Here is a 17,481-nt window from a genome sequence, read left to right as displayed (position 1 = left end):
AGGCCGGCGCAATGCCTTCCGGATTGGCCAGGCGGTGCCCACGATCCAGCTTGGCGATCTGCGCCATGTCTTCGTCGGTCAGGCGGATCGCTGCCGCTTCCAGGTTGCTGGCCAGGTTCTCGCGCTTGGTCGAGGACGGAATGACCGAGAAGCCCTGCTGCAGCGCCCAGGCCAGCGCGATCTGCGCCGGAGTGGCCTGGTGGCGGCCGGCAATGGCCTGGATCACCGGATCCTTGGTCACCTCGCCATAGGCCAGGCTCATGTAGGCGGTGACGTGGATGCCGTTATCCTGCAGGAACTTCACCAGCAGGCGGTTCTGCAGGTAGGGATGGATCTCGATCTGGTTGGTGGCGATGGCATCGGCGCCAAGGATCTCGATGGCCTTGCGGGTCTGGGCGATGGTGAAGTTGGAGATGCCGATCGCCTTCGTCAGGCCCTGTGCCTTGGCCTCGGCCAGCGCCGGCAGGTACTCCTCCATCGGCACGTCGACCTTGTCGTTCGGCGACGGCCAGTGGATCAGCGTCAGGTCCACATGATCGGTACGCAGCTTTTCCAGACTGGTATGCAGGCTGGCCAGCAGCGCTTCCCGCTTGAACGCGGTGATCCAGACCTTGGTGGTCAGGTAGATCTCTTCGCGCGGCACGCCGGAATCGGCGATGGCCTGGCCGACCTCGGCTTCATTGCCGTAGATCTGCGCGGTATCGATGGCGCGGTAGCCGGCATCCAGCGCGTTGCGCACCGAGTCGATCACGGTCTGGTCTTTCAGGCGGAAGGTACCGAGACCGAAGGCGGGGACAGTCATGGGGGCTCCAGCAGAGGGGGAGGGAGGCGGGAATATCCACGAAAGGGTAGGCCAGCGGCCGTGTGCATGCCGGCAACGGTGCATTGCATCGACGTGTACGACGGCAGGTGGTGGTGGGTGCGGACCGTTGGTCCGCACTGTTCATGCCGCCACCCATGCAGCGTTGGGAGCTGCCGGCCAGCGGCCGGCACTCCCCCTGTCTGCGCTCCACGGTAGTGCCGGCCGCCGGCCGGCAACCGGATCAATCAGGCCGCGCGCATCAGCGCGTCCTTCGCTGCAGCGGTGGTCGACAGGTCGAACACATCCACCGCGTCGATCAACCGGTTCGCCTGCTGTTCCAGGCTGCGTGCGGCGGCGCTGGCTTCCTCCACCAACGCGGCATTCTGCTGGGTGGTGCCGTCCATCTGGATCACGGTCTGGCTGACCTGTTCGATGCCCGCGCTCTGCTCCTGCGAGGCGGCGGAGATCTCGGCCATGATGTCAGTGACGCGCTGCACCGACGCCACGATCTCGGCCATGGTGTCACCGGCCTCGCGCACGCGCCGTGCACCGTGGCCGACCTGTTCCACCGACGCTTCGATCAACGCCTTGATCTCCTTCGCGGCTGCCGCCGAACGCTGTGCCAGGGTGCGCACTTCGCTGGCAACCACCGCGAAGCCGCGGCCCTGCTCGCCGGCGCGTGCCGCTTCCACCGCGGCGTTCAGCGCCAGGATGTTGGTCTGGAAGGCGATGCCGTCGATCACGCTGATGATCTCGGCGATCTGCCGCGACGAGGTTTCGATGGCACCCATCGTTGCCACCACCTGGCCGACCACGCTGCCGCCGTGAGAGGCAACGGTGTGCGCGCCGATCGCCAGCTGGTTGGCCTGGCGCGCATGCTCGGCGTTCTGGCGCACGGTGGAGGTCAGTTCCTCCATCGATGCCGCCGTCTCTTCCAGGTTGGCGGCCTGCTGTTCGGTACGGCGCGACAGATCGTTGTTGCCGGCGGCGATCTCCGCCGCCGCCGTGTGGATGTTGCCGGAGGCGTGCTTGATGTCGGTGACGATGGTTGCCAGCTGCGTAGCGGTGGTGTTGGCGTCGCCGGCGATACGCGCGAACACGCCCTGGAAATCACCGTGCATGCGCGCGCCGAGGCGGCCATAGGCAATCGCGCGCAGCATGCTGGAGACCTCGCCGAGGTTCAGTTCAGTGGTCTGCATCAATCGGTTCAAGCCGTCGACCATTGCGCGGAAATCATGCTCGAAGCGTGCGCTGTCGCCGCGCTGGCTGAAGTCACCGGCGGCGGCGGCTTCGGCCAGGCGGCGGATCTCGCCGTTGATCATGCCGAGATTGGCCTTGGCCGTATCCAATGCGTTGGTGATCACGGCCTTTTCGCCGGGCAGGCGTTCCATGTCCTGGCTGAGGTCACCGACGGCATAGCGGCCCATGATCGAGATCGCGCGCATCTTCACCTGGATGTGCGCGTCAACCAGCGTGTTGCAGTCGGCCACCATGGTGCCGAACGCGCCCGGGAACGCACTGGCCTCCATGCGATGGCTGATGCTGCCGGCGTCATGCGCCTGCGCCATCGTCGCCTGTGCGTCCAGTACGCCGCGCAGCGTGGACTGCACCGCCTGCATCGCCTGCGCGAGGCGACCGATCTCGTCGCGGCTGCGCACCTGCACCACGTGCTGCAGATCACCGGCGGCCACGGCACGCGCAGCGGCTTCCACCGCCAGCACCGGCTGCACCACCGCGCGCCGCAGCCACCAGGCCAGGCCCATCAGCAGCAACACGGCGGCCAGCACGGTCAGCGCCGCGCACAGCAGCAGGGTCTGCCGGGCCTGCTGCGAACGTGCCGCCAGCGCCGCTTCGGCCACCTGCGTGGCATGCGTACTCAATGCATCCAGAGCGGTCGCCACCGCGCGATCCTTGCCGCGCACCAGGTTGTCGCCGGCGGCCGGATCGTAGCCGGCCGCGGCAAATGCCTGCAGCGCCGCGTGATAGTCCTGCTGCAGCTGCGCGTGCAGGCCAACGAACGCCTGCGCCAGTTCACGCGTGCGCGCGTCCGGGCTGGTCACCAGGCCCTTGGCCAGCCGTTCGACCAGGCGGCCTTCGTTGTCGAAAGCGTCCAGGTGGCGCTGACGCAACGCGTCGTCGTGGCCGCGGAGCAGCACGTTCTTCCATTCCTGCACCTGGCCGCGGAACTCACGCTGCAGGCGTTCGGCGTCGCGGCTGTGCGTGACTTCGGGCGGAACCTCGGTGGACAACTTGAACCAGGCGGAGGCCAGGCCAGCCAGCGCGCACAGCAGGACCACGGCCAAGCCAACAGACACCGCGCCGAGCAGCTTGGACTGCAGGCGCGGAGCACGGACAGACGCATTCATGGGGAAGCACTCTCGGGAAGGGGCATTGCGGTATCGACCCGCCAAGCTCCCGCTGAAGTGCGACATAAATCACATTAGCGTTTCGTTTAGTGATGTGAAGGAACTGTTTCATAGGACAAATGTGTCCGTATGGAACAAATGTGGACCCTGGACAGGGGATATAAATGTAACTATCGTAGTTACATGAAGACCGCGAACCCGCTCTCCGACGCCCTTCACGTGATGGCGCATCTGGTCGGCCAGGACGGCCCGCGCACCTCCGAGCAGCTGGCGTCCTGCCTGCCGACCCATCCGGTGGTGATCCGCCGTCTGCTGGCGCAGCTGCACAGGGCGGGCCTGGTTCGCAGCGCCCGTGGCCATGGCGGTGGCAGCCACCTGGCCCGTGATGCTGCAACGATCACCCTGCATGACATCTATCTGGCTGTGGGCGCACCACCGCTGGTGCAGGTCGGCGCCCGCGACTCCGGCGGTGGCTGCCCGATCCAGCGGCTGGTCAACAGCGCCTTGCTCGATGGGGCGCGCGAAGCGCAGCGCCTGCTCGAAGCGCGGCTGCAGGCGACCACGCTGGACCAGCTTGGCGCCGACTTCGCCCGCCATCTCGCCCATCACCGTTCCCTGGAAGGTCATCATGAATCCTGATGTGCTCATCGTCGGCGGCAGCTATGCCGGCATTGCCGCCGGCCTGATCCTCGCCCGCGCCCGTCGCCCGGTCACCGTCATCGATGCCGGTTCACCGCGCAACCGTTTCGCCGGCCATTCGCACGGCGTGCTGGGGCTGGATGGCATCAGCGGCGCCGAGCTGCTGAAGACCGCGCGACAGCAGCTGCTGGACTACCCCACAGTGCGTTGGGTGCATGCCGAAGCCGTGCAGGCCACCGCCCGCGCCGAAGGCGTGGAAGTGCGTACCGCCGATGGCCAGGTGCTGGCCGCGCGCAAGCTGCTGCTGGCCAGCGGCATCGCCGACCAGTTGCCGGCGTTGCCGGGCCTCGCCGAGCGCTGGGGCAGCACCGTGCTGCACTGCCCGTACTGTCATGGCTATGAAGTGGGTGGTGGTGCCATTGGCCTGCTTGGCGGTCATCCGATGTCCGCCAGCAAGGCGCCGCTGTTCGCCGACTGGGGCAATGTCACGTTCTTCAGCATGGGACTGGACATCACGGATGAGGAACGCGCCGCCATGCAGCAGCGCGGCGTGCAGATCGAGACATCACCCGTGCTGGGCGTGCAGGGCGACCAGCCGACCTGGCTGGAAGTGGAGCTGGCCGACGGCCGCCGAATCGCCCAGCGTGCCTTGTTCGTGCCGGCCGCCCAGGTGATGGCCACGCCATTGGTGCAGCAGCTGGGCTGCACGTTGGTCGAGAGCCCGCTGGGCGTGCTGATCGAGGTCGATGCGATGAAGCAGACCTCGGTGCCGAACGTGTATGCCGCAGGCGATGCGACGACGGTCGGCAACATCACCCTGGCCATGGCCGAAGGCGTGCGCGCGGGCATCGGCGTGCACCACGCGCTGGTGGCCGAAGACAGCATCGCGCGCTGAACGTTGCACAGGTAGAGGCCGACCTTGGTCGGCGCTGTTCCATCCACGCATGGCGTGGATCTACTGCAATCGGGTGCGGTGGGTGCCGGCCTTGGCCGGCACCGCTCCGTTACCCCTTCACGCACAACACCTGGCGCAGGGTGTGCACCACGTCGACCAGGTCCAGCTGCGCGGCCATCACATCGTCGATCGACTTGTACGCGGCCGGTGACTCGTCCAGCACGCCGCTGTCCTTGCGGCATTCCACGTGCGCGGTGGCCTCGCGATGCTGGGCCAGCGTGATCTGCTGGCGCGCGGCGCCACGGCTCATCACCCGGCCGGCACCGTGGCTGCAGCTGTGGAAGCTGTCCGCGTTGCCCTTGCCACGCACGATGTAGCTGCGCGTGCCCATGCTGCCGGGAATGATGCCCAGCTCACCCTCGCGAGCGCTGACGGCCCCCTTCCGGGTCACCAGCAGCTCCTGCCCGTGGTGCGTTTCCTTCTGTACATAGTTGTGGTGGCAGTTCACCGCCATTGCCGCCAGCTGGAACTTCGGCAGCCGGTGGCGCATCTCGGCCAGCACGCGCGACATCATCGCCTCGCGGTTCTGCCGGGCGTAGTCCTGCGCCCACGACACGGCTTCGACGTAGTCATCGAACAGCGGCTCGCCTTCCATGAAGAACGCCAGGTCCTTGTCCGGCAGGTGGAAGCCCAGCACGCGCCGGGCCAGTTCCTCGCGCGCCTTCTCGATGAAGTAGGTACCGATCAGGTTGCCGGTGCCGCGCGAGCCGCTGTGCAGCATCACCCACACCGTATCCGTCTCGTCCAGGCACAGTTCGATGAAGTGGTTGCCGCCGCCCAGCGTACCCAGCTGGCGGTCCAGCTTATCGGTGCGGATCCTGCGGTGCTTGTCCTTGATCTTCTCCAGGCCGTCGGCCAGCCCGGACTGCACCAGCCGCGTGTGGATGCTGTCGGGCATGCGGTGATGCTCGCCGCCGCGCCCGTTGCCGACCGGAATGCTGCGCTCGATGCTGTTGCGCAGCTGCCGCAGGTCGTCGGGCAGGTCGTTGGCGCGCAGCGTGGTGCGCACCGCCGCCATGCCGCAGCCGATGTCAACGCCGACCGCGGCCGGGATGATCGCACCGCGGGTCGGGATCACCGAGCCGACGGTCGCGCCCTTGCCCAGGTGCACGTCCGGCATCACGGCCACCCACGGCCCGACGAACGGGATCGCGGCGATGTTGCGCAGCTGCTCATGCGCCTGCGCTTCCAGCGGCACACCGTTGACCCAGCCCTTGATCGGCGTGGTGCCCTCGACGTGCAGCCATTGATAGTTGTGTTGAGTGTCCATGTCTTCGTGTATGTCCTTGATGGGCCGGCGGCGCGTCCCTGCGCCGCCGCTACCCCCTACCTGATCGTCACCAGCTGCTTCAGCACGCCATCCAGGCCGCCGAACACGGTGAGCGTGTCGATCTTCTCGGTGACCTTCTCCAGTGCCTCCAGCTCCTTCAAGCGCATCAGCACCGGGTTGTCCTCGATCAGCTTTGCGGTGTTGAGCTGTGATCGCGTGGCGTTGGCCTCCTCGCGGCGACGGATCACGCTGGCCTGGGCCTGCTTCTCGGCCAGCACCACGCCGTTGAGGATCTCCTTCATCTCGCCCGGCAGGATCACGTCCTTGATGCCGACGCTGAGCAACCGCACGCCGTGGCCCTCGATTGCCGCCTGCACATGTGAGGCGATCTCGCCGTCCAGCGCCGCCTTGTCACCCAGCAGCTCATCCAGGCTGCGCACGGCAATCGCCTGGCGCAGGCCGAACTGCAGCTGCCGATAGATGAACTCATCGGCATTGCTCAGCGTGCGGTGTGCACGCACCGGGTCGACCACCTGCACGGTCGCGGCCAGGTTCACCCGCAGGGTCACCTTGTCGCGGCTGAGCAGCTCCTGGCCGGACACGTCCAGTGAACGTGCACGCAGTTCCACACGCTCCACCGACACGTTGCCGTTGAAGTTCCAGAACGCGTGCAGGCCGGCATCCAGCGTCTGCCGCAGCGTGCCGTCGATGAACAGCAGGCCCACCGACTCGCTCGGCACGGTGCTGATCACCGCCACACGCGGCAGCACGCCCAACTGGCCCAGGCGCTGCTGCACGTCCGCCGGAATGCGCGGATCGTCACCCAGCGCCATGACGCGTACCTGGGTGTCGACCGAACCGCGCCAGTACAGACGGCGGCTGCCCGGCGGCAGCACTTCATCTATGCGGCCGTTGCGCAGCAACAGACCGACCTCGCTGGCGCCGACGTTGGCCAGCACGAAGTGCGTGTCCAACCGCGCGCCCAGTGCCTCGATCAGGCTGTCCTGGTCGCTGCCGGTGTAGGCCGTGCCCTTCGATGCAGTGTGGATGTCCACGTGTGGGCGGCCGCCGAACAGCGACAGGCGGTGCACGCCCGGCAGCAGGATCTGCTGGAAACGACGGTTGCGATACACCAGGCCGCGCTCGCCGTCGCCGATCACGACCTTGATGGTCCAGAACATGGGAGTCTCTCCTTGTATGGCTCTGGTGGTTCGACCCGTTGCGGATGAATCGCCATGACCCGGGTCGATCAGGTCGTGGCGCGGCCGCCTGCACACCGCGTGCAGGCAGCGGAAGAGGGCGGCCATCGGCGGACGGTCCGCGCGCGGAGCTTTCGGTGCACCGGCAGTGCTGCCATCGTCGTTCCCGGCAGGCAGCACCGGGGCGGAACGTGGCTGGCAGTGGCGGCGGGCCGGGGCCCGGCGTGCGGTCCGTTGCCGTCCACGCCCCGTCCGAAGGCGATGGCGGTGGACGGCGACGATGGCCGCTGGGGCTTGCGCCCCGGGTGTTGCTTCAAGTCATGACGTGACAGGTCATGTGGTTGGAGTGGGAGTCGAACCCACGACAGACGGAATCAGGATCCGTTGCTCTGACCAAGCTGAGCTATCCAGTTGGGGACCGCGCGGAATCGAACCGCGTACCGGCGAACCGGCGCCTGCCTCCAGCAGGCGATCCAGGCGATGGCATGTCCGCGACCTCCGGCATACGCCACGGCAACGCCGCGCGCACCAGCCCGTGGTGGAAACGGGACCGTTGGAGAATCGAGGGTGCAGGCCACCGACATTATCGGCGAGCGATAATGTTTGGGTGCGATGCAGATAATGTCCAGGCGCTGCCGGTCGCGCGAAGTAAATCCTTCGGCGGGGCAGGAAAGGCCTGGGTCAGTGAGCGGCGGGTTGCCGCGCGGGGTGCAGTTCTGGCATCGCGGGTCCTTGTGCCGACGCAAAAAAAACGCCCCCGGGACTTGCGTTCCGAGGGCGTCGTCAGGCCTCGGAGATCGGGGTGGCCGATCTCCGCAGGGCGGATATCAGGCCGTTGTAAGCTGGTCTTCCTTGCCGAACGCGCGCGCCAGCACGTCCATGCGCAGGCATGGCAGCAGTTTGGCGGTGGCGACGGAATGCGCGTTCAAGGGAAGTTTCCAGTGGTTGTTGAAACGAGGTGCGCACGATAAACCACGATTTAGTCGCGCGCAACCAATTTGTTCAATTATTTTCTTCGGTATGCGTGCAATGCCGGCCAGCGGCCGGCACTACCGGCCCTCAGGCTTCCGCGCTGGCGGCATCCAGCTGCGCGACATCCTGCACGCTCAGCGATACGTTGGCTGCTGCCAGCAGATCGTGCAGTTGTTCGACGCTGGTGGCGCTGACGATCGGTGCGGTGATCGACGGCCGTGCGATCTGCCAGGCCAGTGCGATCTGCGCAGCGCTGGCGCCGTGCTTGCTGGCCACGTCATCCAGCGCCTGCAGGATGCGCAGGCCGCGCGGATTCAGATAGCGCTTCACCACCGTTTCGCCACGTGCCGGGCTCTTGGCTGCATCGGCCGGCGTGCGGTACTTGCCGCTGAGGAAGCCACTGGCCAGCGCGTAGTAGCCGATCACGCCGATCTGTTCGCGCTGCACCAGCGGTTCCAGTTCCTTTTCGTAGCCGGCGCGGTCATACAAGTTGTACTCCGGCTGCAGGGTTTCGTAACGCGGCAGTTTGTAGTCGGTGGACACCTTCAGCGCATCGGCCAGGCGCGTAGCGCTGTAGTTGGAGGCGCCGATCGCACGCACCTTGCCGGCTTCGATCAACCGCCCGAACGCGGCCAGGGTCGCTTCCAGCGGCGTCGACTCGTCATCCTCGTGGGCCTGGTACAGGTCGATCACGTCGGTCTGCAGGCGGCGCAGCGAATCCTCGACCGCGGCATTGATGTTGTCCGGGGTCAGGCCGGGGCGTTCGGCCCACTTGGCCACCTTGGTTGCCAGCACCACCTTGTCGCGCTTTCCGCTGCGGGCAAACCACTTGCCGATCAGCGTCTCCGATTCGCCGCCGGCATTGCCGGGCACCCAGGCCGAGTACACATCGGCGGTGTCGACCAGGTTGAAGCCGGCATCGACGAAGGCATCGAGCAGGGCGAAGCTGGCCTTTTCATCGGCGCTCCAGCCGAACACGTTGCCACCGAAGGCGAGCGGACGTACATGCAGGCCGGAACGGCCCAGTTCGCGGGTTGCCGTCATGGGCACGGACTCCTTGGGGGAAGTGCTGCAGAATAGAACGCGTAGTGTGACCGTGCTGCGGCGGTGACCACAAAACAGTGTTCCGCGCCGCGCACGCCGCTAACGTTTTGTGAACACCTGGGACGCCGCGGCTGCTAGTCTCGCCGCATCTTCCGCTGGAGTCGCTCCGATGATGCCTGCTTCGTCCCTGCGTGGTTGCCGCCTGCTGCTTGCTTCGGCCCTGCTTGCCGCCGTTCCCGCGTTCGCCGCACCGTCCACGGTGGCGCCGGCGAAGATCCAGGTCTCACCGGCCATCGATGCGGCGGTGAAGGCGTCGACCCGTGATGCCAACAACGTCAAGCGCGATGGCTTCCGTCATCCGGCGCAGACGCTGTCGTTCTTCAAGGTGGCACCGGAAAAGACCGTCATCGAGATCACCCCCGGCAACGGCTGGTACTCGGAGATCCTGGCGCCGCTGTTGCACGACAAGGGCCACTACGTTGCTGCGGTGGTCGATCCGATGGCGGTGCCCGAAGGCCGCGGCCGTGACTACCAGCAGCGCAGCCGCGACAGCCTGGAGAAGAAGTACGCCGGTGCGCCGGCACAGTTCGGCAAGACTGCCGTGGTCGCCTACGATCCGGCCAAGCCGGTGTTCGGCCCGGCCAATTCAGCCGATGTGGTGCTGACCTTCCGCAACGTGCACAACTGGCGCAAGGCCGGCCAGGCGCAGGGCATGTTCCAGGGCTTCTTCAACGTGCTCAAGCCGGGCGGCGTGCTGGGCGTGGTCGAGCATCGTGCCAAGGCCGACGTAGCCGACGATGATGACACCGGCTATGTCGGCCAGCAGCAGGTGATCGCGATGGCCGAGGCGGCTGGTTTCAAGCTGGATGCACGCAGCGAGGTCAACGCCAACCCGCGCGACACCAAGGACCACCCGAACGGCGTGTGGACGCTGCCGCCGACCAACCAGCACGACAAGGCCGATGATGCGAAGTACCAGGCGATCGGTGAAAGCGACCGCATGACCCTGCGCTTCATCAAGCCGTAGCGGGCGGCGCCGGGCTGCGCCCGGTGAGCGCTGCGGCGTCACAATGGACGTAACGTGTATCCGCCGGGCGTGGCCCGGCCCTGCTGCCAATGGAGTGGACAGTTGAAGAAGGTGTTCTATATCGCTGTTGCAGTGCTGGTGTTGGCGCGGCTGATTGACTTCGTGTTCTACGGTGGCCATGCCTACGACCTGGTGGCGACCGTGGGGTTTGCCGTGCTGTTTGCCGGTGCGCTGCTGGAGGAGCGTGCGCGTGCCATGAATTCGCCGCCGGTTCGCCTGCGGCGCCGGGCCAATGTCATCGCGGCGTGCGGCATCGCACTGGTGTTGGGTTCGTTCCTGCTGGAGTGGAAGGTCTTCGGCTGATCCCGCCGCAGCCTCGGCCAAAGCGGTGCCCGGCGAGCGAGCAGCGCGGCGTGGGACAATGCGCCATCTGCCGCCCGCCGTGCCCGCAATGCTGATCGCCTTCAACAAGCCCTTCAACGTGCTCTGCCAGTTCACCGACCGCAGCGTACCGCCGCGGCCGACGCTGGCCGGGTTCGGCCTGCCGCCGCGCGTGTATGCCGCCGGTCGCCTGGACCATGACAGCGAAGGCCTGCTGCTGCTGACGGATAACGGTACGCTGGCGCACAAGCTGACCGACCCCAGGCATAAGGCCGACAAGACCTACTGGGTGCAGGTGGAAGGCACGCCCAGCGATGAGCAGCTGCAACGGCTGCGCGATGGGGTGGAGCTGAATGACGGACCGACCTTGCCGGCGAAGATCGAGCGCCTCGATCCGGCGCCGTCGCTGTGGACACGCGATCCGCCGGTGCGCTTCCGCAAGACCGTGCCCGACAGTTGGCTGGCGATCACGATCCGCGAGGGCCGCAACCGCCAGGTGCGGCGGATGACCGCGGCGGTGAACCTGCCGACGCTGCGGCTGGTCCGCGTGTCGATGGGACCCTACCGCCTGGACGACCTGCAGCCGGGGCAGTGGCGGCAGATCGGCTGAAACAGGAAGGGCCGGATACCCTACGGTATCCGGCCCTCATAGCGGGCTGATGGGCTCAGTTCCTGCGGAAGGAAGCCGACCCCGGCAGACTCAGGCGTCGCTGCCGATATCGCTGTGCTCGTCCACCACGGTGTCGTTGCGGCGGTCACGCGCATTGATGCGCTGCGCCTGGCCATTCACCACGTGGCCGTTGGCGGCCTTCTTCTTCTGCTGCTTGCGGTACAGCGCATAGCCGAGCAGGCCGACACCCACCGCAGCGGCGGCAATGGTCACCGCCGGGTTGCGCCGGGCGAACTTGGTGGCCACCTTGCCACCGGTCTTGACGGCGCCCAGCGCCGCGCCGGTCTTGATCCAGTCACTGGCCTGCGGCCCAAGGTGGCGCAGGCTGCCACCGGCACTCTTCAGGCCGTCGCCGGCGCTGTGGGCCAGGTCCAGGGCGCGCTCCAGAGCGCGGTCGGTGATTACGGTCAGCTTGCTCATGCGGGGGTCCTTTGCCTCGGGTCGAAGTCCAGTGTCGCGTGTTGCCCGTAAACGGTATGTCAGTCGAGGTGGCACGCGGTGTGACTTTACCGCAGCCATTCAGGATCAGGCAGGGTCCGGCTACGTCCCGCGCGGCTTGGCCCGATGCGTGGCCGTGGCCGTCCACGGGTCATCCGGCCACGGATGGCGCGGATAACGGCCCTTCATTTCCTTTTTCACCTCGGCGTAGGTGCTTTCCCAGAAGTTGCGCAGGTCCTGGGTGACCTGCAGCGGGCGGCCGCCGGGGGAGAGCAGGTGCAGGGTCAGCGGCACGCGGCCATCGGCGATGCGCGGCGTGTCGGCCAGGCCGAACAGTTCCTGCAGCTTCACCGCCAGCACCGGCGGCAGCGGGTCGCCGCTCTCGCTGTCCAGTGCGTAGGTGATCGGCCGCTCCAACCCAGAGGGCACGGTGATGCGGGTCGGTGCATGACGCTCGACCAGCTGCCGTTGTGACCACTCCAGGGGCGACTTCAGCGCCTCGCCGAAGCTGGATTCATCCAGCGCATCCAGTCGCGTCCTGCCGGCGAACGCGGGCTGCAGCCATTGTGCGCGCGTGGCCAGCAGGGCGTCGTCGCTGCAGTCGGGCAGGCCGAGCTCGGGCATCCAGCGGCGCAGCGATTCCACCCGTGCCTGCCACTGGCGCAGGCCTTCGGTCCACGGCAGCGCCTGCAGGCCGAGCTCGGCCACCGCATCGGTCAGCGCCTGCGCGGCGTGCTGCGGATCGACCCGGCCGGCCGAGCGGCTGTCCAACACGATCCGGTCGAAACGGGTCTCGCGCAGGGCCACCAGGGCGCGGCGCTCGCTGTCCCAGCGCACCACGTCTTCGGTGACGAAGCGCTCCGGCCACGCATGGCGCAGAGCACTTTCATCGACCGGTGCGGCACGCAGCAACAACGCATCGCGCGCTTCGAAGCGCAGTTCGCTGGCCACCAGCCACGGCTCGCCGCGCAGGTCGCTCAGCTCGTGCAGGCGCGCGCTGCGGCCATTGGCCAGGAGGTAGCGCAATGGATCGCTGGGATGCTGGACGCCAATCCGGTCTGGGAAGGCGTGCGCGAGCAGGTCGCCCAGCTCATGGGCCTCGATGCTGGCCGGCGGCGTGGCTTCGCAGCGCAGGCGGCGACGCCACTGCCTGGCGGCGGCATCGATGGCGGCCAGCCCGCTGCGGTTGGCATCGCCCGGTATGCGGCCATTGCGGAACGCAGCCAGTGCGCGCCAGCGGCTCGCCAGCGCGTCACCGCCCTGGCGCAGCGGGTCGCGCGCTTCCAGCAGGGCGGCCAGATCGGTGGCCAGCGCCTGCGCGCGGGCATCGGGCGCTGCCAGCAGCATCGCCGCCATCCGCGGGTGCGTACCCAGCGCCAGTACACGGCGCCCGAGTGCGGTGATCGCGCCCGAGTCCGACAGTGCACCCAGGCGTTGCAGCAGTTCGCGCGCCGCACCCATCGGGCCGGCCGGTGGCGGGTCGAGGAAGCGCAGGTCGCTGCTGCCCCACGCGGCCAGTTCCAGCGCCAGTCCGGCCAGTTCCACCTGGTCGATCTCGGCACGGCGCTGCGGCTCCAATCGCTGCGACTGCGGCCACAGCCGCCAGGCCACGCCTTCGGCCACGCGACCGGCGCGACCGGCGCGCTGGTCGGCCGACGCCTGGGCGATGGACACCACGTCCAGCCGGGTGAAGCCGCTGTTGGGGTCGTAGCGCGGTTCGCGCGCCTGGCCGCTGTCGATCACCACGCGCACGCCGGGCAGGGTCACCGACGACTCGGCCACGTTGGTCGCCAGCACCACGCGACGGCGGCCATCGCTGGCCATCTGCAGCACGCGCGCCTGTTGTTCCACCGGCAGCTCGCCATGCAACGCCAGCACCTCGACGTTGCCATCGAGTGACTCCTGCAGGCCGGCCTGGACGCGCGCGATCTCGCGCTGGCCGGGCAGGAACACCAGCAGGTCACCGGGGTGATCGGCCAGGGCCTGCTGCACCGCGCGGCGCACCTGCAGTTCCAGCGTCTCATCGCGGCGCGCCGGGAAATGGCTGACCGTCACCGGGTAGCTGCGGCCCTCGCTGCTCAGCCGCGGCGCATCGAGGAAGCGTGCCAGGCGCTCGCCATCCAGCGTGGCCGACATCACTACCAGGCGCAGGTCATCGCGCAGCTGCGCCTGCACGTCCAGCGCCAGCGCCAGGCCGAGGTCACCGCTGAGATGGCGCTCGTGGAATTCGTCGAACAGGATCGCGCCGACCTCTTCCAGCATCGGGTCCTCCTGCAGCATGCGGGTCAGGATGCCTTCGGTGACGACTTCAATGCGCGTACGCGCCGAAACCTTGTTCTCGAAGCGGATACGGTAGCCGACCGTGCCACCGACCTCCTCGCCCAGCTGCCGTGCCATGAACAGCGCGGCGCTGCGTGCGGCGACCCGGCGCGGCTCCAGCAGGATGATTTTCCGGCCTTGCAGCCATGACGCTTCGAGCAGGGCCAGTGGTACCTGGGTGGTCTTGCCGGCGCCGGGCGGGGCTTCCAGCACCAGCCGTGGCTGCACGGCCAGGTGCTGCTGGATCTGCGGCAGCAGCGGGGAAATCGGGAAGAGCGGGGCGTTCATGTGCAAAGGATAAGGGGCCACGGCGGGCGCAGGTACAATGCGCGGGCACTTTTCCCCCGCGATGACCATGCACCTGATCGATATCGGCGCCAACCTGACCCACGATTCCTTCGACCGCGACCGTGACGCCGTGCTGGACCGCGCGCGCCAGGCCGGCGTGGTGCAGATGGTCATCACCGGCGCCAGCCGCGAGCACTCGCCGTTGGCGGTGCAGCTGGCCCAGCAGCACCCGGGCTTCCTGTACGCGACGGCCGGCGTGCACCCGCATCACGCGGTGGAGTACACCGAGGAATGTGATGCCGAGATGCGCGCGCTGCATGACCACCCGGAAGTGGTGGCCGTGGGTGAGTGCGGGCTGGACTACTTCCGTGACTTCTCGCCGCGCCCGGCGCAGCACCGTGCCTTCGAGCGACAGCTGCAGCTGGCCGCTGAGAATGGAAAGCCGCTGTTCCTGCACCAACGCGATGCGCATACCGATTTCATGGCACAGATGAAGAACTTCGAAGGCCGCATCGGCCCGGCGGTGGTGCATTGCTTCACCGGCGAACGCGACGAACTGTTCGACTACCTGGATCAGGACTGGTACATCGGCATCACCGGCTGGCTGTGTGACGAGCGCCGTGGCGCGCACCTGCGCGAACTGGTGAAGAACATCCCGGCCAACCGCCTGATGATCGAGACCGACGCACCGTACCTGCTGCCGCGCACGCTGAAGCCGATGCCGAAGGACCGCCGCAACGAACCGATGTTCCTCTCGCATATCGTGGAAGAACTGGCACGTGACCGTGGCGAGGACGTTGCAGTGACGGCGGCCAATGCGACTGCGGCGACGCGTGCGTTCTTCCGCCTGCCCAACGCCGGTTGATCCGTAGAGCCGAGCCCATGCTCGGCTTATCGCGCGCAGCGCGAAAGACGCAAAGAGCAGCCGAGCATGGGCTCGGCTCTACAAAGCGCTGTCCGGTAGCGCCGGGCCATGCCCGGCGAGCGAAGCGGCCAGCGCCTGCAGCCCTTCCCGATACGTTGGAAACCGCGGTGCCCACCCCAGCGCTTCACGCGTGCCACGGCTGTCGATGCGCTTGTTGCTCTCGTAGAAGCGCCGTAGCGTCGGGCTGAGTGCAGGGTCGTCCCACGCCACGGCAGGTGGCATCGCAAACCCGCCCAGCTTCGCGGCGAAGGCCAGCACATCCTGCGTTGGTGCCGGCTCGTCATCGCTGGGCAGGTATATCCCCTGCGCAACCGGTCGCTGCATCGCCGCGACGATCACTGCCGCAAGATCCTCTACGTGCAGGCGGTTGAACGCCAGGCCCGGCCGAATCACATGGCGGGCACGGCCCTGTGACAGCTGCAGCAACGCATTGCGCCCCGGCCCGTACAGGCCGGGCAGGCGGAACACCGCCGAAGCGATGCCACGTACCTCTGCAAGCGCACGCCATTGCGCTTCGGCACGCAGGCGCTGCACGCCGGCTGCTTCGGTGGCATCGGCTGCGCTGCGCTCGTCAACCCAGCCGCCGGCCCGATCGGCATACACCGACGTGGACGACAGATAGCCCAGCCATCGCAGTGCCGGGCTGGCCCGCAGAGCCGGCAGCAGCAGGCGCAGTGCCGGGTCGCCCGCGGCATCTGGCGGCACGCTGCACAGCACGGCCTCGGCCTGCGCGACCTCATCGAGCAGGGCGGGCGACGGTGGGGAGTCAGCGTGCAGCTGATGCCGCAGCAGGCCATCGTCGGGCGCCGACGAGGGGTTACGCACCGTGCCGACGACGTGCACGCCCCGCGCCTGCAGATGCGGGGCCAGCACGCATCCGCTCCAGCCCATACCGAGGATCAGCACCCGCATAGGCAGCGCGCTGGCCTGCAACGGGAGGCTCACGCGCCGCGCAGTGCCTGGTAGGCCTGCAGGCTGCTGTAGGCGACCTGCAGCAGCAGGGCTTCCTGGTCGGCCTTGCGTGCACGCGCCAGCATGTCGCCGACGATCTGCTCGGCCTCGACCTGCTGGCCAGCCTCCAGGTCCCGCAGCATCGATGCCTTCAATGCAGAGCCGGCCTGGGTGAGGGTGCCGCGCGCGGTGTCCTGCGCGGCATCGGGAATCGGCTCACCGGCAGCTTCGGCCACGGCCAGGCACTCGTCGTACAGGCCACGTACGATCGCCTCGCCATCATCGGTGGCGACGATGGTGCCGATATCCGCACGCAGCAGGCAGGTCGCGGCGGCCAGCGCGGTCAGGAAGGTGTACTTGATCCACTGTTCCTGGCCGATGTGTTCGCTCGCCAGGTGATCAAGATGGGCCTGCGCGCAGACAGCGGCGAAGGCACGCACGCGTGCGGACGCCGCGCCGCCATCGCGCTCGCCGAAGGTGAGCTTGGCCGGCTTGCCCAGGTGCAGCACCGCACCGTCGGGGGCCTTGGTGGCGCTGATGAAGCACAGGCCGCCGAGCACGGCGTCGCGGCCGAAGCGCAGGTCCAGCGCGTTGTAGTGGTGCAGGCCGTTGAGGATCGGCAGCACGGCGGTGTTCGCACCCACGGCTGGAGCAATGGCGTCGATCGAGCTGTCGAGGTCGTAGGCCTTGCAGCTGAGGATGACCAGATCGAACGGCTTCTGCGCGGCCAATGCGGGCAGTGCATCAGCGGTGACATGCTGCACGGGGAAGCTGGCATCGCCGAGCGGGCTGCGGATCACCAGGCCGTCGCGGTCCAGCTGGGCGGCGCGCGCGGGGCGCACGAGGAAGGTCACGTCCACGCCGGCCTGGGCCAGGCGACCACCGAAGTAACCGCCGGTACCGCCGGCGCCGAGGATCAGGATGCGCATTGCACGTTCACCGCTTTCTGGGGGAATCAGATCTGCGATTGTGCCGGAGATTGCGGGCAAAAAAGAGCCGAGCATCGGCTTGGCTCTACAGAGATCGCTTCATCCACGCATGGCTTGGATCCATCGTGTCGACCAAGGTCGACACCTACCAACAGCAGCGCAGAACGGCTCCCCGGCAGATCGCAGGAATTTGTCGAAGGCGGGGTGGGTCCGGTTGCGGGGGCGTGAGCGCCATGGATGGCGCGACCGAGCCTCCATGGACGGATTCACGGCGTCCCCCGCAACCGGACCCACCCCGCCATCCCC

The 17,481-nt window shown here is 67.7% G+C and carries 15 protein-coding genes and 1 tRNA gene; 6 read left to right on the top strand and 10 right to left on the bottom strand.

From position 1 onward, the window contains the following. The coding region (gene dkgB / locus ACTXG9_RS11450) for a 2,5-didehydrogluconate reductase DkgB (protein WP_457654785.1) at positions 1-802 on the bottom strand (802 nt) is incomplete at its 3' end. Between the two features lie 245 nt (positions 803-1,047). After that, on the bottom strand, positions 1,048-3,168 hold the full coding sequence (locus ACTXG9_RS11445; RefSeq protein WP_456115817.1) for a methyl-accepting chemotaxis protein: 2,121 nt from the start codon (positions 3,166-3,168) through the stop codon (positions 1,048-1,050). 183 nt (positions 3,169-3,351) lie between these two features. On the opposite strand from ACTXG9_RS11445, the gene ACTXG9_RS11440 reads away from it, so the two are divergent. Together ACTXG9_RS11440 and ACTXG9_RS11435 are read left to right on the top strand one after the other, a co-directional pair. Continuing rightward, complete coding sequence (locus ACTXG9_RS11440; protein WP_021203480.1) at positions 3,352-3,807, top strand: Rrf2 family transcriptional regulator; 456 nt, start codon at positions 3,352-3,354, stop codon at positions 3,805-3,807. Beyond that, complete coding sequence (locus tag ACTXG9_RS11435) at positions 3,797-4,702, top strand: NAD(P)/FAD-dependent oxidoreductase (protein ID WP_021203479.1); 906 nt, start codon at positions 3,797-3,799, stop codon at positions 4,700-4,702. The genes ACTXG9_RS11440 and ACTXG9_RS11435 overlap by 11 nt, the downstream gene beginning before the upstream one ends. Positions 4,703-4,811: 109 nt before the next feature. Here ACTXG9_RS11435 and ACTXG9_RS11430 read toward each other — a convergent pair whose 3' ends face one another. From ACTXG9_RS11430 to ACTXG9_RS11415, 4 genes are all read right to left on the bottom strand, one after another. Beyond that, a complete protein-coding gene (locus tag ACTXG9_RS11430) occupies positions 4,812-6,032 on the bottom strand; it encodes an RtcB family protein (protein WP_019661691.1) in 1,221 nt (406 codons plus the stop codon). A gap of 56 nt (positions 6,033-6,088) precedes the next feature. After that, on the bottom strand, positions 6,089-7,213 hold the full coding sequence (locus ACTXG9_RS11425; protein WP_134730892.1) for a slipin family protein: 1,125 nt from the start codon (positions 7,211-7,213) through the stop codon (positions 6,089-6,091). A 356-nt stretch (positions 7,214-7,569) separates the two neighbouring features. After that, positions 7,570-7,641, bottom strand: a tRNA-Gln gene (locus ACTXG9_RS11420). A 649-nt stretch (positions 7,642-8,290) separates the two neighbouring features. Then, positions 8,291-9,247, bottom strand: a complete 957-nt coding sequence (locus ACTXG9_RS11415) for an aldo/keto reductase (RefSeq protein WP_021203477.1) — start codon at positions 9,245-9,247, stop codon at positions 8,291-8,293. Positions 9,248-9,416: 169 nt separating this feature from the next. Here ACTXG9_RS11415 and ACTXG9_RS11410 point away from each other — a divergent pair, with 169 nt between their 5' ends. The 3 genes from ACTXG9_RS11410 (at position 9,417) to ACTXG9_RS11400 (ending at position 11,265) form a co-directional block, all read left to right on the top strand. Further along, positions 9,417-10,274: a class I SAM-dependent methyltransferase gene (locus tag ACTXG9_RS11410; protein ID WP_019661688.1), complete on the top strand. Its 858-nt coding sequence runs from the start codon at positions 9,417-9,419 to the stop codon at positions 10,272-10,274. 111 nt (positions 10,275-10,385) lie between these two features. Continuing rightward, positions 10,386-10,637: a hypothetical protein gene (locus tag ACTXG9_RS11405; RefSeq protein WP_329866904.1), complete on the top strand. Its 252-nt coding sequence runs from the start codon at positions 10,386-10,388 to the stop codon at positions 10,635-10,637. Between the two features lie 88 nt (positions 10,638-10,725). Then, on the top strand, positions 10,726-11,265 hold the full coding sequence (locus tag ACTXG9_RS11400) for a pseudouridine synthase (protein ID WP_026347220.1): 540 nt from the start codon (positions 10,726-10,728) through the stop codon (positions 11,263-11,265). Positions 11,266-11,355: 90 nt separating this feature from the next. On the opposite strand, the gene ACTXG9_RS11395 is transcribed toward ACTXG9_RS11400, so the two are convergent. Beyond that, complete coding sequence (locus ACTXG9_RS11395) at positions 11,356-11,745, bottom strand: hypothetical protein (RefSeq protein WP_019661686.1); 390 nt, start codon at positions 11,743-11,745, stop codon at positions 11,356-11,358. 120 nt (positions 11,746-11,865) lie between these two features. Further along, positions 11,866-14,370 (bottom strand): ATP-dependent helicase HrpB, encoded by a 2,505-nt coding sequence (hrpB, locus tag ACTXG9_RS11390; protein ID WP_111104579.1) that lies wholly within the window; start codon positions 14,368-14,370, stop codon positions 11,866-11,868. 67 nt (positions 14,371-14,437) lie between these two features. Between hrpB and ACTXG9_RS11385 the strand changes: the two genes are divergently transcribed. After that, entirely contained in the window at positions 14,438-15,235 is a 798-nt protein-coding gene (locus ACTXG9_RS11385; RefSeq protein ID WP_031270260.1) for a TatD family hydrolase, read from the top strand. A gap of 78 nt (positions 15,236-15,313) precedes the next feature. On the opposite strand, the gene ACTXG9_RS11380 is transcribed toward ACTXG9_RS11385, so the two are convergent. Then, on the bottom strand, positions 15,314-16,207 hold the full coding sequence (locus tag ACTXG9_RS11380) for an epimerase (protein ID WP_456115818.1): 894 nt from the start codon (positions 16,205-16,207) through the stop codon (positions 15,314-15,316). Between the two features lie 29 nt (positions 16,208-16,236). After that, complete coding sequence (gene panE, locus ACTXG9_RS11375; RefSeq protein ID WP_021202554.1) at positions 16,237-17,175, bottom strand: 2-dehydropantoate 2-reductase; 939 nt, start codon at positions 17,173-17,175, stop codon at positions 16,237-16,239. Positions 17,176-17,481: the final 306 nt, after the last annotated feature.

The sequence above is a fragment of the Stenotrophomonas maltophilia group sp. LNF247 genome, assembly GCF_054083135.1.
The sequence above is the reverse complement of the archived record's forward strand: the minus strand, read 5'-3'. Positions and strand labels throughout refer to the sequence as shown.